The sequence below is a fragment of the Actinoplanes sp. NPDC051537 genome, from assembly GCF_055586105.1.
On sequence record NZ_JBVJIU010000006.1, the window covers coordinates 515,597 to 529,507 of the forward strand.

Genomic DNA, 13,911 nt, shown 5'->3' on the forward strand with positions numbered 1-13,911 from the left:
GCCGGCGTCATCCCATAGGCGGCCTCCACATCGTCCAGAGTGGCGGCCCGTCGGGAAGGTCGATCACGGACCGGACCCGGTATCCGTGTCGCAGGTAAAGGTCACGGTTCCGGGGCTCGTTGGCCTCGAGGTACGCCGGCACGCCGGCCGCGTCGAGGCGGCGGTGATGCCGGTCGAGCAGGGCACTGCCCAGCCCTTGCCCTTGCCGGCCGGGTCGCACGGCCAGGAAAGCAAGGTAGTGGTGCGGTCCGATCGGATGCTCCGACTCGAGTGCCGCATCGAGAAGACATGCGCGGTCGTACGCGTCTCCGGCGATCTCCTTCAGCCGGCGCTCGTAGTCGACCGGCGTGGGCATTGCCACGGTGAGTGGGAACCAGAGGGCGACACCGGTCAGGCGGCCGGTGTCGCCCTCCGCCGTCGCGTAGACCTCGCCGTACTTCGCCGCGTGCTCGACGAAGATGGCGAAGTAGGCGGGACTGCCCCGGTGACGTACCACGGGATCGGGCTCCATCCAGCGTGCGACCGCGCCGTCGTGCATGGCTTCGGCGACGAGCTGGGTGATCTCGCCGGTGTCGACCGGCGCCAGATCGCGGATCACGAGCTCCTTCACCGCGTACGTCATCGGGGTGTCCTCCTTTCCTTCTTATATAGAGCCGTCGTATCCAGAGCCGCTCAGTACGGGTAACCGCCGCTTCGCGAGGCGCCCACCGGGTCGGCGTGCAGCGGCTTGGCGAAACCGGCGTCGGCCAGGATGCTGACCTTGCCGTCGGTGCCGCGGCCGATCTGCTGGTAGACCTCGGGCCGCCCGGCCCGCATGATCAGCGCCCAGCCCATGCCGACCCCGGCCACGCCCAGGTAGAGGACGGGGATGAGCCACTGGAAGATCGAGTCCCCGGGAACCTGGAGCAGCTCGCCGAATCCGATGACCGTGGCGGTCAGCACGACGGAGAGAAGTAAGAAGGAAAGGAACGGCGCGAGGTACGCCCGCCAGACGTTCTCCCGGCGGCGGCCGCGGGCGAAGAAGCCGATCACCGCGGCCGACGTGGCCCACATCAGGATCAGCACGCCGAGCCCGCCGATGGTGGTCAGCCAGGCGAAGACGTAGCGCACCGGCTCGAGGCCGGACACCGCGTACAGGCTGAGCACGATGATCGCGAGCACGCTCTGGGTGATCGAGCCGGCCAGCGGCGCGCCGGTACGCGGGTGGGTGCGCCCGTAGAACGACGGCAGCACGCCCTCCCGGCCCAGCGCGAACTGGTAGCGGGCCACCGCCGCGTGGAACGCGAGCAGCGCCGCGAACACGCTGGTGAGGAACAGCAGGTAGCCGATGTCCACGAGGGCCGTCGGCACGTGCTTGCCGACCAGGAAGAAGACCAGGTCGGTCTGGTGCTCGGCGGCGGTCGCGGCGATCTTGTCGGGCCCGGTGGTCACCGTCATGGCCCAGGCCGAGACGCTGCACAGCAGGCCGGCGAGCAGCACGGCCCAGTGCGTGGCCCGGGCGATCGTGCGCTTCGGGTCCTTCGCCTCCTCGGAGAGGACGACCGTCGCCTCGAAGCCGACGAAGCCGGCCACGGCCAGCACCAGCAGTGAACCGACCACGGGGGTGAGCAAGGGCGCCGGGTTGAAGGTGGAGAACGTGACCTGGCCGCCGGCGGGGTGCGCGACCATCACGGCGTTGTAGATCAGCACCAAGCTGATCTCGGCGACCAGCAGGATCGCCAGGACGCGGCCGCTGAGGTCGACCCAGAGGAGGCCGAGCACGGTGACGATCAGCCAGGCGGCGATCGCGCATATGTACCAGGGGGCCTTGACGCCGAACGCGGCGAGGATGCCGGACGCCGCGGAGCCGAAGAGCCCGAACAGGCCGATCTGCATCAGCGAGTACGCCGGGAGGGCCACGAACGCGGCCCCGACGCCGATCACCCGGCCGAGGCCGTGCGAGATGTAGGAGTAGAAGGCGCCGGAGTTGACGATGTGCCGGCTCATCGCCACGAAGCCGACGGTGAAGAGGGAAAGGATCCCGGCTACTGCCACGTACGCGATCGGCACCGCGGTGCTCCCGATGATCGCGTAGATCGCCGAGATCGAGCCGATGATCACGGTCAGCGGGGCCGCGCCCGCTACACCGAAGAACACCACCGACGGGACACCCAGCCTATTTTTGGCCAGCGCCCGTGCGACGATATCCGGCTCGACGGGGTCCTTCTGCGCCATCAACATCCTCCCGGCCCAATGGTCGACGTTTGAACGCCGGAGGTGGTGACGCCCAATGGCGCTCACCGCCGACCGACGGTAAGGACCGAGCCCACGGAGGCCTCGGTGAACTCGATGAGGTCCCGGAGATCGCCGGACAGCGCGCTGACCGCGCTCGGCAGGGACTGGAACGCTTGCCGGTGCATCTCGAAGTCATAGAGCACGTGCCGGGTGAGCCCGGTCGCGGCCACGAGGCCGACCAGGACCCGGTCACTGAGGCTCAGCTCGATGCCCCGGACGAGAAGGTTGGCCAGACGGGCCGGGGCCCAGGCCGCGGCATTGCGCTGCTCGGCCGTGTTCGGCATGAAGACGGTCTCGGTCGAGAGCATGCGCCGCCGGGTGATCAGGTCGACCGCGCCCAGGCGGACCAGCCGCTCGCCCACGCGCACTTCGGCGTCCTGGGAGAGGAAGGCCAGCCACGTACGCACGTCGCGGTGTTGCGGCTGTGCCACGAGCAGGTCGAGAATGTCGTGCGCCAAGGCATCCGCCGGGGGATGCCGGTCCAGGATGATGAGGTCTCCGTCGGCTATGCCGACACGGCCCTCGAGGATCAGCTCCCCCAGCAGAGCTGCGGCCAGACCGAGACCGGTCGCCCGCGGGTGCAGGCGAGAACGTCCGGTCCGGTCCTGGTGTGCGATCAGGAAGTACTGGTCAGCCAACACGCTGCCACGCCCCTTAGAACCCAAGTAGACCCGAGTACGAGCATCGTTACTGTAGGTATAGGTCGTCATAACTCGATGTCCGCCGCATCATGTACCCAACATCAAGGTCAATACAAGAAGTACTAGACTTCTTGTTTAGGGCTTCAGTCCAAGTTGGATCATGAGCACGCCGGTCGTAGGATCGGCTACCTGAGGAAACCTGAGGGCCAAGGGGAGTCCAGGTGTCCGTTGATGAAGGCCCGACGCTGCGACGCCGGCGACTGGGCGCGGAACTCAAGCGTTGTCGCGAGTCCGCGGGATTGACGCAGGAGAATGTCTCGCGTCATTTCGAGTGGCATGCTGCCAAGGTCACGAGGATCGAGACGGCTCGGGTCGCGGTCACTGCGCGCGACGTACGGGACCTACTCGATCTCTACCACATCCGGGACGAGGCCTACCGCGAGGCGCTGATCGAGCTCGCCCGCATGTCCCGCGAGCGCACCTGGTGGAGCGACTACCGCGACGTCATCCGCCCGGGCAACTTCGTGGGCCTCGAGGCCGGCGCCTCGGCCATGATGACCTGGGAACCCGTGATCGTGCCGGGCCTGCTGCAGACCGAGGCGTACATCCGGGCGCTGATGCGCACCGGGCGCTCGTTCGACCCGCCGCACGAGATCGACCGCCGCGTCCGGCTGCGGCTGACCCGCCAGGGCCGGCTCAAGGAGGCGCGCCCGCTCCAGTTCTCCGCGCTCATCGACGAATCGGTCGTCCGGCGCACGGTGGGCGGCCCCGACGTGATGACGGAACAGCTTCGGCATCTAATTGAAATGGCTCAATTACCGAATGTGAACCTGAGCATCCTGCCGTTTGGTTCAGGTGAACACGGGTTCCTTGGTGGACCGGTAGCGCTATTGGAGTTCCGAACTGTAGACGCGCAGGTGAACCATGGGAATTCAGCCCCCCAACTCACCCATCTGGATGTTGTCTATCTTGAAGGTCTTGCGGGAGACTCTTATGAGGAGCAACCGGCCGAGGTTGCCCGTTACCGGAGAGAGTTCGAGCGATTGAGCGCACAGGCGCTCGACCAACGCCAGACAATCAAGATGATCGAGAGCCTGCTGGTCGCTTAGGGCTCCGAGACAATCACATAATTGAAGGGGGGTGCCTGAGTTGCTCACGCACCATCTCAACGGCGCTGTCTGGAAGAAGGGCAGCCGCAGCAACGGCAGTGGCGGCAACAACTGCGTCGAGGTCGCAATCCTCGACAACGGCGTCGCCGTCCGCGACAGCAAGGACCGGTCTGGACCGGCTCTCATGTTCACGCAGGCGGAGTGGGTTGCCTTTGTGGACTCGGCCAAGGATGGCGAGTTCGACCTTTCCTGACCCGAGAGCCTACCGATAGGCACGCACCGATGGGAAGTGCTTACGCAAAGTCAACTTCTCCGATGCGAGCCCGTCGTAGCCGCAACGTCCCTCACGGGGCGTTGCGGCGCCGTTGCCGTCCGCGTGATTGTCTTCATATAGACACCTGCAGATGGTCGAAATTAACGTGAGAAAGCTTTTGAAACCGGGTTGGCGACTCTAGGTTCGCTCGTGTGGAGCTCGAGCTGCGCCATCTCCGAATGGTGCTCGCCATCGCCGAGGCGGGCAGCGTCACCAAGGCCGCGGCGTCGCTCGGCCTTGCCCAGCCCGCCCTGACCACACAACTTCAGCGCATCGAGCGGATTCTCGGCGGTGCGTTGTTCACCCGTGACCGGCGGGGCGTCGTGCCCACCCCGCTCGGCGACCTCGTGCTGGCCCGCGCCCGGGTGCTGATCCCGGCCGTGATCGGGCTGCACGACGAGGCCAGCGAGCTCATCACCGCGGGCGGCGACGCCCGCTACCGGCTCGGCGCCACCAACGGGCCGATCGTGGCCGGGCTGGTGCGCCGGCTCAGCGACGCGCACCCCGGAGGGCCGGTGTCGATCCACTCGACCTGGTCGGAGAACGAGGTCGCCCAGATGACCGTCGACGGGCGACTCGACTACGCGCTGCTCGGCGCCTGCTCGACCCCGCCGGCCGGGATGCCCGCGGGGCTGACCTGGCAACCGATCTCGGTCGACGCCGTCTGGGTGCTGCTCAACGACGAGCACCCGCTGGCCGGCCGGGACGAGGTCGGCCTCGGCGAGCTGGCCGGCGAGGCCTGGATCACCGCGCCCGGGGACGGCTGCTTCCTCGAGTGCTTCGCGGCCGCCTGCGCCCGGGAGGGCTTCGCGCCGCGCTCGCCCACGTCCATCGACGCGAGCAGCGCCTTCGACATGGTCGCCGGCGGCTCGGCCGTCGCGCTCTGCCAGGGGCTCGTGCGCTCGTCGCCGGGTACGATCGCGGTCCCGCTGCGCGGGGTGCCGCTGCGCTGGCGGCACCTGCTGGGCTGGGACCCGGACGGGCCGGCCGCCGCCCGGGCCGCCGAGGTCTTCGGGTACGCCGTCGAGGCGTACCTGGAAATCGTGGAACAGCGACCCCGCTATGCGCGCTGGCTCGCCGCCCACCCGGAGCTCGGGGTGCAGAAGTCGGTCTCGCTGCTGCCCCGCCCCGGCCGCGCGGGCGGCCGGGGCGACGCGATGATCGCCTGACCGGCTCAGCAGGTGCCGAGCATGCTGGTCAGGGCCGACTTCTCGGCGCTGGTGACGGTCAGCGCCCAGACGTACTTCACCCGCACCCACATCCGGGCGTAGAGGCAGTAGTAGCTGCTCAGCGGCGGCTTCCAGGAGTCCGGCGACTGGTCGCTCTTGGACTGGTTGACGTTGTCGGTGACCGCCAGGAGCTGCGGGTCGCTGAGGTCGTTCGCGAACGACTCCCGCTTCGACGTCGTCCAGGCCCAGGCGCCGGAGATCCACGCGTTCTTCAGCGGCACCATGTGGTCGATGTCCACGTCGGAGGCCGCGGTCCAGGTCGCACCGTCGTACGGGCTGTACCACCGGCCCGAGGTCGCGGCGCAGGCGGAGTTGACCACGACGCTCGTGCCGTCGCGCTTGAGCACCGTCTCCCGGGTGTTGCAGGTGCCGGAGATCGTGTCCCAGGTCGGGAAGAGGTCACGGTCGTAGGTCGTGGTGTGCGTCCAGGCGGCCACGGTCAGCGTGGCGAGCTGGGTCCTGGCGGCGGAGGCGGTGGGGATGCCGGGCGGGGTCGCGAACGCCGGAGCGCCGAACCCGAACTGGACCAGCGTGGCCAGCAGGGCGAGGACGAGGGTCGCGGAAAGCACGCGATTCTTCACGGGGGCCTCTCAAGCTGCGAGTGCGGCTGTTGCCCGTGAGTCTCGGCGGCCCGGGCGATCTCCGGCTAATGTCAAAACATCCATAGACGTACGGCTATGGAAAGCCGTGGTGATGTCAGTGCGCGACCAGGCCGGTCAGGGTGCCCTGAGCGGTGGTGGTCTTGGTGATCGCGGCGAAGGCGTCGTCGAGCGATTTGGCCTTCGTCGCCTCCGACAGCGCGTAGACCGTGAACCGGTAGTGGTGGGTGCCCGACGGCGGGCAGGGCGGCGTCCACTTCGGGTCGCCGGCCGAGTTGTCCAGCTGCCGGGCCGGCGAGGGGACGGTGTCGGTGACCTCGCCGGTGCCGGCCGGCAGGTCGACCACGACCCAGTGGTAGTAGTCGCCGCTGGGGGCGTCGGGGTCGAGGACCACGATCGCGTACGCCGCGGCGGTCGCGCCCGACCACCGCAACGGCGGCCGGTGGCCGGCGCCGGCGCAGGTGAACTCGGCCGGAATGGTCTCGCCCTCGGCGAACGCGGTGGAGGTCACCGTGAGCCGGGAGGCGGCCGGCGGCGCGGGCGGCGACGGATGATCGGACCCGCCGCCGCAGCCGGCCACGGCGACCAGCATCGCGGCGCCGGCTGCGGGGAGCGCGCGGCGATCCACGACGACCATTTTAGAACCGGGCGAGCCGTGGTTCAGCCCATCGGTGGTTCAGCCCATCCACCAATCCGCGGCGACCAGCTCGGCGATCAGGGTCTCGGTCATCAGGCGTACGCGTGGATCGTCGTCATGCCGGAAGCGGACCGCGAAGGCCGCGCCCTCGACGTCGCCGCCGACCGCGATGACGGTCGACCCCCGGGCCCGCAGCCACTCGAGGGCCTGCTCGTCGTAGCGGGAGCCGGGGAAGAGCAGGGCGCGGTAGTCGAGGGTCTTGGTGAGGTAGACGTCGACGTGGGCCCAGTCGCCCGTCTCGCAACCGTCGGCGGGCACGCGGGGGCCCTCGCGGAACATGAGCGCCGACTGGAGGGCCGAGGAGAGGCGCTCGACCGGGGCGATCGGGAAGATCCCGTCGCCGCGCAGCAGGTCGCTCACCCGCGGCAGCCAGGCGTCGCGGCGGTCGAGGAGGTCCTCGGTGGCCTCGGCCGTGCGACGGGCCAGCTCGGCCGTGCCCTCGTTCCCGGCGGCCAGGGCGTCGAGCAGGATCAGGGTGTGCTGGAACGAGCGGCAGGCGACGCCGCCCCGCTCCGCGCCGGCGTGCATCTCGACCGTGTGGGTGGCGCGTTTCGCCAGTTCCGAGGCGGGGTCGTTGGTGAGGGCGACGAACTCGTCCACGCCGGCGACGGCGTCCAGGGTCTCACGGCTCGCGCCGGTCGCCGAGATCGCGATGACCAGCGCGTCGCCGGGGAACGGGCCCTCGGCGGAGGCGTACTCGGCCACGGCGTCGACATTCCGGGCCCGGAGGCGGCGGGCGGCGACCTCGGCGGCATAGCGGGAGCTGCCCATGCCGACGAAGACCACGCGGTTTTGTCTCTTGAGCGGCCACGGGTCGTCGGCCAGGCGGTGGGCCAGCGCGCGCAGGGTGGCGGGCTTGGCCTCGAGGTCGGCCCGGAACAGTGCCGGATCCACGGTGATCACCCGTACCAGGATCGGAGGACGCCCATCGCGGCATAGCGCCAGCGGGGGAGGAAGCGGGCCGCGTAGATCAGCTCGCGGCACTCCTGCTCGACCTCGAAGGGGCGCAGCAGCTTCTCGTCGAGCAGATGCGCGAAGCCGTGCCCGGCGAGCCCGGCGCGGTAGGCGGTGAGCAGGTCGTCGGTGGCGCGTCGTCCCCAGTCGAGCAGGTCTCCGCGGTGGCGGCCCTCGGTGCGGCGGTTCGCGATCTCGGCCACGTGCAGGACGCTGGTGCGCAGCTGGGCGAGATCGCGGGCGACCGGTTCGGGGCGGGACGCGACCGTGGGGTTGCCGTCGAAGTCGGTGATCGCGTAGCCGTCCCGCCAGCGCAGGACCTGACCCACGTGCAGGTCCCCGTGCAGATGAAGGGCCGGAGCCGCGGTCTCATAGCTCGATAAAACGGAAATGTCGCCCGAGAGGAGGGGGGCGATGGACCGCACCCACGCGCCTTCTTCATCGTCGCCGGCGCAGGCGAGCGCCTCCGCGAGCACGTCCGTGGCCGAGGCGGGGAAGGAGGGCGCGGCGGGGGAGGAGGGCGCGGCGGGGTAGGAGGCCGAGGTGGGGGAGGAGGGCGCGGCGGCGGGCGAGAGGGGGTTTGGGCAGATGGCGGTAGAGGTCGCTAACGCAGCGTGCAGGTCGGCGGCCAGGGCGCCCAGGGCGGGCGCGAAATCGGCGGGCGGGCCGCCGTCGAGCCAGGCCAGCAGGTCGTTCGTGCACCAGTCCCAGCCGTCCTCGGCCTCCGGGAGAAAGGCCGTGACCAGGGCGATCAGCTCGCCGTCGCGGAAGGCGGCGGCGTACGGGGCCGGCATGCGGGTGAAGCCGGCGGCGGCCAGGTGAGCCAGCAGGCGGGGGGCCCGGGCCTCGCCCGGGGTGCGCATCCACTTCACGACCACGCGCTCGCCGACCACCACCGACACGTTGGTCTGGTCCACGGTGATCGGGCGCTCCGCGTGGCCGGCGGACGGGAGCGGCGCGAACACCTCCAACGCGACGCCGGCGGGGGCCCGACCCGCGGCCAGCGCCGCGGAGGCGCCGGGCTCGACGATCACGGCGCGACCCGCAGCGGGTTTCCGGTCACCTGGCGGGCATAGGAGAGGATCAGCTCGGCGGCCTCGGCCGCGCCGAGCGTCGGGTGGCGGGCGACGATGCGGTACCCGTACGCGTCCTCCAAAGCCACCAGATTTCGCCCCACCGAGAGTGAGTCGGCCGTCAGGGTGAAGGCGCCCTGCGCCGCGCCCGCCTCGAGGATCATCTGATACATCGACACCTGGCGGTCGTAGAGCGACGTGAGCAGGGCGGCGTAGACCCGGTTGCGCCCGGCCGAGCCGCCGAGCTCGCAGAGCAGGCGCACGTCCACGTCGTCGGCGTCGGTCGGCAGGCCCGAGCGGATCGTCACCACCAGCTTCTCCACCGGGTCGGTCACGCCGGCGATCCGGCGCATCCGGGCCTCGTAGAAGCGCTCCATCCCGGCCTGGTTGGCCTCCAGCAGCAGGTCCGAAAGGTCCGGATAGTGGTAGAGCACCGCCCCCGACGTCAGCCCGGCCTGCGACGCGACCTGGTTGAGCAGCACCCCGTCGGGACCGTGCCGGAGCATGGCCCGCCGGGCCGCCTCGATCAGGTCGGCCCGTCGCTCGGTGCGCGACTTCCGGGTCGTCACGGCTACTCCGTTCACGCTCGGCTCAACAGACGCCGACAACCATAGGCTCTGCATATTGACTGTGCGCAAGGCCCCTTGTTGAATTGCTCTTCAAAACAGGTGGGGAGAGCGTCGATGTCCCTGACGGTTCTGTTCATGCCCGAGAGCGCGTACGGGCCGACCAACAACTGCATCGGCATCGGTGACGTGCTGCGCCGCCGCGGGCACCGGGTCGTGTTCGCCGCCGAGGCATCGTGGGACGGCAAGCTGACCGCGCTCGGCTTCGAGGAGGACCTGGTCAGCCTCGCCCCGCCGCCGGATGTGCCGCAGGACGCCGGGCAGTTCTGGAAGGACTTCATCCGCGACACCGCGCCCGAGTTCCGCAAGCCCACGATCGAGCAGCTCGAGACCTGGGTGAAGCCGGTCTGGCAGGAGCTGATCGACGGGGCTCGCTTCTGCCAGCCGCGCCTGCTGGAGATCATCGAACGGGTGCGGCCGGACGTGATCGTCGAGGACAACGTGGTCGCCTTCCCGGCGCTGAACACGGCCGGCGTCCCGTACGTGCGCATCGTCTCCTGCAATCCGCTCGAGGTGAAGGGCGCGAACATCGCGCCGGTCTTCTCCGGCTATCCGGCGGCCTCGCGCGAGGGGTGGGACGACTTCCTGGCCGAGTACGACCGGAGCCACCGCCCGATGTGGGAGCAGTTCAACGAGTGGGTCGTCGCCCAGGGCGCCCCCGAGCTGCCCGACCTGGAGTTCATCGGCGAGGGCGACCTCAACCTGTACGTCTACCCCGGCGCCCTCGACTACACCGACGACCGCCCGCTCGGCCCGACCTGGCACCGGCTCGAGTCGTCGGTGCGCGAGACCGATTCGTCCTGGGAGCCGCCGGCGGGCTTCCTGGACAATCGCAAGCTGATCTACTTCAGCCTCGGCTCGCTCGGCTCGGCCGACGTCGACCTGATGCGCCGGATCATCGCCGCGCTGGCCGGCACCGAGCACCGCTACATCGTCTCCAAGGGACCGCTGCACGACGAGATCGAGCTGGCGCCCAACATGATCGGCGCGGAGTTCCTGCCGCAGACCTCGATCCTGCCGATGGTCGACCTGGTGATCACGCACGGCGGCAACAACACGACCACCGAGGCCATGCACTTCGGCAAGCCGATGATCCTGCTGCCGCTCTTCTGGGACCAGTACGACAACGCCCAGCGCGTGCACGAGAAGGGCTTCGGGATCCGGCTCGACACGTACGGCTTCACCGACGCCGAGATGCACGCGGCGATCTCGACCCTGCTCGGCGACGCCGAACTCCGCGCCCGGCTCGACAAGGTCAGCGCCGAGATCCGGGCGGCCGACGGTCTGCGGGTCGCGGCCGACGCCATCGAGAAGCTCGGTGAGGGCACCAAGTGACGAATCTGATCAACCCCGCTTCCGGCGTACGCGTGGAAGAAGTCCCCGACAATGACCCGGCCGACGTGGCGAAGGCCGTCGCCCGGGCCCGTGCCGCGTTCGAGCAGTGGCGGGAGTCGACGCCGGCCGAGCGGGCCCGGGTGCTGCTCAAGGTGGCCGACCTGGTCGAACGGGACGCCGCCGAGATCACCCGGCTCGAGGTGGAGGAGACCGGCAAGCCGGTCCCGGTGATGCGCGACGGGGAGTTGCCGTTCAGCGTGGACAACCTGCGGTTCTTCGCCGGGGCGGCCCGTTCGCTGGACGGGACGGGCGCGGGCGTGCTGTCGGCCGGCTATACGTCGATGCTGCTGCGGCGGCCGGTCGGGGTCGTCGGCTCGATCGCGCCGTGGAACTTCCCGCTGGTCATGGCCGTCTGGAAGATCGGTCCCGCGGTCGCGGCCGGCAACGCCGTGGTGATCAAGCCGGCGCCGGCGACGCCGCGCAGCACGCTCGCGCTGGCCCGCCTGTTCGAGGAGGCGGGCGCGCCGTCGGGACTGGTCGGCGTGGTCACGGGCGGGGCCTCGGTGGGGTCGGCCCTGGTGCGCGACGAGGGGGTCGACATGGTCAGCGTGACCGGCTCGACGCGGACCGGTCGTGAGGTCATGCTCGGGGCCGTTGACGGCGTCAAGCGCGTACATCTGGAGTTGGGTGGCAAAGCGCCGGCGCTGGTGTTCGCTGATGCCGACATTTCGGAAATGTCGGGCGGGGTGGCGATGGGCGCCACGTACAACTCCGGTCAGGATTGCACCGCCGCCACCCGGGTCTATGTCGAGCGGTCGGCGTATGCCGACGCCGTCGCCGCTCTTGAAGCCGCCTTGGGCCGCGTGCGGGTGGGGGATCCGCTGTCCGATTCAACGGATATAGGGCCATTGATTTCGTCGGCGCACCGGGATCGGGTCGCGGGCTTCGTCGACCGGGCCGTGGCCGCCGGGGCCCGGGTCGCGATCGGCGGCCGCAAGATCGACGGTCCCGGCTTCTACTATCCGCCGACGCTGGTGCTCGACGCCGCCCAGGACAGCGAGATCGTCCAGGACGAGATCTTCGGCCCGGTCGTGGTGGTGGTCCCGTTCGACGGCGAGGACGAGGGCATCCGCCTGGCCAACGACATCCGCTACGGCCTGGCGTCATCGATCTGGACGCGAGACGTCTCCCGGGCGCTGCGCGTGGCCCACCGCCTGGACGTGGGCGTGACCTGGATCAACGACCACTTGCCGATCGTCTCGGAGGCCCCGCACGGCGGCGTGAAGGGGTCCGGTTTCGGCAAGGACATGAGCCAGGAGGCGCTGGCCGAGTACTCGGTGACCCGCCACCTAATGATCAAACACGCACCCCCGGCGGCGAGGGATTCGTTCCGCCCGGCCTGATGCGGGGTGGCGGGCGTGGGTGATGCCGCGCTGTGGACAGCCGCCGGAAAATGTCGTAGGGAGCTGCTCTACTCACCCCACCCAGTGAACGGGGTGGGGTGAGGTCCGGCGGCCGCGACCATCACGGCACCTGCCCGGCCGCGTCGAGGAGGAGCTCGTCGCGTCCGGCCAGGCACCGTGATGGAAAGAGAAATCAGGACGGCGACGTAACCCGATCAGGCGCGACCGAAGTCCTGCGTCCAGTACGGCGCACCCCCGCCGGTGTACGCGACCCCGACCCCGACGGCCGTGCTCCCGCAGTTCAGGATGTTGGCGCGGTGGCCGGCGCTGTGCATCCAGGCGTCGACCACGTCGGCCGGCGTGCGGTAGCCCCACGCGATGTTCTCGGCCGAGGCGCTCTTGCGCGGGTAGCCGGCCGCCACCTCGCGGTCGACGAAGTTGCTGCCGTTCGAGCCGGTGTGGCTGAAGAACTTCTGGGCGACCATGTCCGTGCTGTGGGCACGGGCGGCCTTGATCAGCCGGTCGTCGATGCGCAGGGCCGAGCAGCCGTGGGACGTGCGCTGGACGTTGGTGAGGCGCACGACCTCGGTCTCGTAAGCGGCCGAGACAGCGGCGGAGGGCTTGGCGACGGGGGAGGCGGACGTCGTGGAAGCTGCGAAGGCCGGGGCTCCGAAAAGGGTCGGAACGGCGACGAGGGCGGCGATGGCGACGAGACGCTTCAAGTGGTTACTCCTCCTGCGATCGGTGCTGACGCGATACCGATCGGGGAGGCCGCCGGGGCGCTGAGCGGGAGAAACCGCTCTGCACCCCGGGCCAACCGACGTGCTACCTACTTGTCGACCGTGGGGGCCTTGGGGCAGCCGTGCTTGGCCTTCCACGCCTTCACCGCGGCGACCGGGGACTTCTGCCCGCCGGCCTTCCACGAGTCGAGGTACGGCCAGGGGTACAGGGTGCCGCGCTGGTTCCACCAGTCGGTGGTCTTGGCGCACGGCGGCGAGATGCCGAAGTGCAGATGGCAGGCGCTGGCGTCGCCCGTGTCACCGGTCGTGCCGAGCTTTTGCCCCTTTTTGACCCGAACACCCGGATTGATGCCGCCGGCGACGGCCGACAGGTGCGAGCCGTAGTAGCGCACGCCGTCGTCGCCGAGGATCGCGACCGAGAGGCCGCCCCGGGTCTCGCCCGCGTTGACCTTGGGCGACCAGGTGTCCTTCTTCCTCGCGGTGAGGACGACGCCGCTGGTCACGGCCACGAATGAGTGGCCGCACGCGGTCATGACGTCGGTCGCCTGGTAGTCGTGGTGGGTGTGCGCGTACGAGCTCTTGCCGCCCGTCACCGGGAAGGTGTAGCTGACCTTCACCGCCGTGACCGTCGCGGTCGGCGACTTCGACGGGGTGGCCTTGGGCTTGGCCGACGGCGTCGCCGCGCCGGCTTCGGGGACCTCGAGCGAGCGCGCGGGGGTCGGCGTCGACAGGTCCCCGACCGAGCCGGCCCAGACCGGCTCCTCCTTCGGCTGCGAGGAGCAAGCGGAGGAGGACGCGGCGATCGCGGCCACGCTCAGGCCGACGAGGACGACCTTCCGGATGGAGGAAAGCAAAAGATCAATCTTCCTGCTCGGGGAAAATCGCGGACCGACCGCCCAATATAACGGCCCGGCCGCG

Annotated in this window: 15 protein-coding genes; 5 read left to right on the top strand and 10 right to left on the bottom strand. The window is 69.8% G+C overall.

Features of this window, described 5'->3' with window-relative positions:
- Window positions 1-7: 7 nt before the first annotated feature.
- The 3 genes from ACZ6TB_RS17595 to ACZ6TB_RS17605 all read right to left on the bottom strand — a co-directional run bounded on the left by ACZ6TB_RS17595 (window position 8) and on the right by ACZ6TB_RS17605 (window position 2,915).
- Window positions 8-622 carry a GNAT family N-acetyltransferase gene (locus ACZ6TB_RS17595; protein ID WP_465555508.1) on the bottom strand — a complete coding sequence of 205 codons (615 nt, stop codon included), beginning with the start codon at window positions 620-622 and terminating at the stop codon, window positions 8-10.
- A 50-nt stretch (window positions 623-672) separates the two neighbouring features.
- Window positions 673-2,214: an APC family permease gene (locus ACZ6TB_RS17600; protein ID WP_465555510.1), complete on the bottom strand. Its 1,542-nt coding sequence runs from the start codon at window positions 2,212-2,214 to the stop codon at window positions 673-675.
- Between the two features lie 62 nt (window positions 2,215-2,276).
- Window positions 2,277-2,915, bottom strand: coding sequence for a GOLPH3/VPS74 family protein (locus ACZ6TB_RS17605; RefSeq protein WP_465555512.1), 639 nt, complete (start codon window positions 2,913-2,915; stop codon window positions 2,277-2,279).
- Window positions 2,916-3,136: 221 nt separating this feature from the next.
- Here ACZ6TB_RS17605 and ACZ6TB_RS17610 point away from each other — a divergent pair, with 221 nt between their 5' ends.
- The 3 genes from ACZ6TB_RS17610 (at window position 3,137) to ACZ6TB_RS17620 (ending at window position 5,506) form a co-directional block, all read left to right on the top strand.
- Window positions 3,137-4,024, top strand: a complete 888-nt coding sequence (locus ACZ6TB_RS17610; protein WP_465555514.1) for a helix-turn-helix domain-containing protein — start codon at window positions 3,137-3,139, stop codon at window positions 4,022-4,024.
- Window positions 4,025-4,064: 40 nt separating this feature from the next.
- On the top strand, window positions 4,065-4,277 hold the full coding sequence (locus ACZ6TB_RS17615; protein WP_465555576.1) for a DUF397 domain-containing protein: 213 nt from the start codon (window positions 4,065-4,067) through the stop codon (window positions 4,275-4,277).
- Window positions 4,278-4,489: 212 nt separating this feature from the next.
- Window positions 4,490-5,506: a LysR family transcriptional regulator gene (locus ACZ6TB_RS17620; RefSeq protein ID WP_465555516.1), complete on the top strand. Its 1,017-nt coding sequence runs from the start codon at window positions 4,490-4,492 to the stop codon at window positions 5,504-5,506.
- A gap of 5 nt (window positions 5,507-5,511) precedes the next feature.
- Here ACZ6TB_RS17620 and ACZ6TB_RS17625 read toward each other — a convergent pair whose 3' ends face one another.
- From ACZ6TB_RS17625 to ACZ6TB_RS17645, 5 genes are all read right to left on the bottom strand, one after another.
- Window positions 5,512-6,147, bottom strand: a complete 636-nt coding sequence (locus ACZ6TB_RS17625; RefSeq protein ID WP_465555518.1) for an HNH endonuclease family protein — start codon at window positions 6,145-6,147, stop codon at window positions 5,512-5,514.
- A 115-nt stretch (window positions 6,148-6,262) separates the two neighbouring features.
- Window positions 6,263-6,793 (bottom strand): YbhB/YbcL family Raf kinase inhibitor-like protein, encoded by a 531-nt coding sequence (locus ACZ6TB_RS17630; RefSeq protein ID WP_465555520.1) that lies wholly within the window; start codon window positions 6,791-6,793, stop codon window positions 6,263-6,265.
- 48 nt (window positions 6,794-6,841) lie between these two features.
- Window positions 6,842-7,765, bottom strand: a complete 924-nt coding sequence (locus ACZ6TB_RS17635) for an SIS domain-containing protein (RefSeq protein ID WP_465555522.1) — start codon at window positions 7,763-7,765, stop codon at window positions 6,842-6,844.
- Window positions 7,762-8,850, bottom strand: coding sequence for a hypothetical protein (locus tag ACZ6TB_RS17640; protein WP_465555524.1), 1,089 nt, complete (start codon window positions 8,848-8,850; stop codon window positions 7,762-7,764). The genes ACZ6TB_RS17635 and ACZ6TB_RS17640 overlap by 4 nt, the downstream gene beginning before the upstream one ends.
- Entirely contained in the window at window positions 8,847-9,458 is a 612-nt protein-coding gene (locus tag ACZ6TB_RS17645; RefSeq protein WP_465555526.1) for a TetR/AcrR family transcriptional regulator, read from the bottom strand. Before ACZ6TB_RS17645 ends, ACZ6TB_RS17640 begins: the two co-directional genes overlap by 4 nt.
- A gap of 114 nt (window positions 9,459-9,572) precedes the next feature.
- On the opposite strand from ACZ6TB_RS17645, the gene ACZ6TB_RS17650 reads away from it, so the two are divergent.
- Window positions 9,573-10,850, top strand: coding sequence for a glycosyltransferase (locus tag ACZ6TB_RS17650; RefSeq protein ID WP_465555527.1), 1,278 nt, complete (start codon window positions 9,573-9,575; stop codon window positions 10,848-10,850).
- Window positions 10,847-12,253: an aminobutyraldehyde dehydrogenase gene (locus ACZ6TB_RS17655; protein WP_465555529.1), complete on the top strand. Its 1,407-nt coding sequence runs from the start codon at window positions 10,847-10,849 to the stop codon at window positions 12,251-12,253. Before ACZ6TB_RS17650 ends, ACZ6TB_RS17655 begins: the two co-directional genes overlap by 4 nt.
- A 215-nt stretch (window positions 12,254-12,468) precedes the next feature.
- On the opposite strand, the gene ACZ6TB_RS17660 is transcribed toward ACZ6TB_RS17655, so the two are convergent.
- Both ACZ6TB_RS17660 and ACZ6TB_RS17665 read right to left on the bottom strand, forming a co-directional pair.
- Window positions 12,469-12,975 (bottom strand): CAP domain-containing protein, encoded by a 507-nt coding sequence (locus tag ACZ6TB_RS17660; protein WP_465555531.1) that lies wholly within the window; start codon window positions 12,973-12,975, stop codon window positions 12,469-12,471.
- 107 nt (window positions 12,976-13,082) lie between these two features.
- Window positions 13,083-13,847 (bottom strand): M23 family metallopeptidase, encoded by a 765-nt coding sequence (locus ACZ6TB_RS17665; RefSeq protein ID WP_465555533.1) that lies wholly within the window; start codon window positions 13,845-13,847, stop codon window positions 13,083-13,085.
- Between the last annotated feature and the right edge of the window lie 64 nt (window positions 13,848-13,911).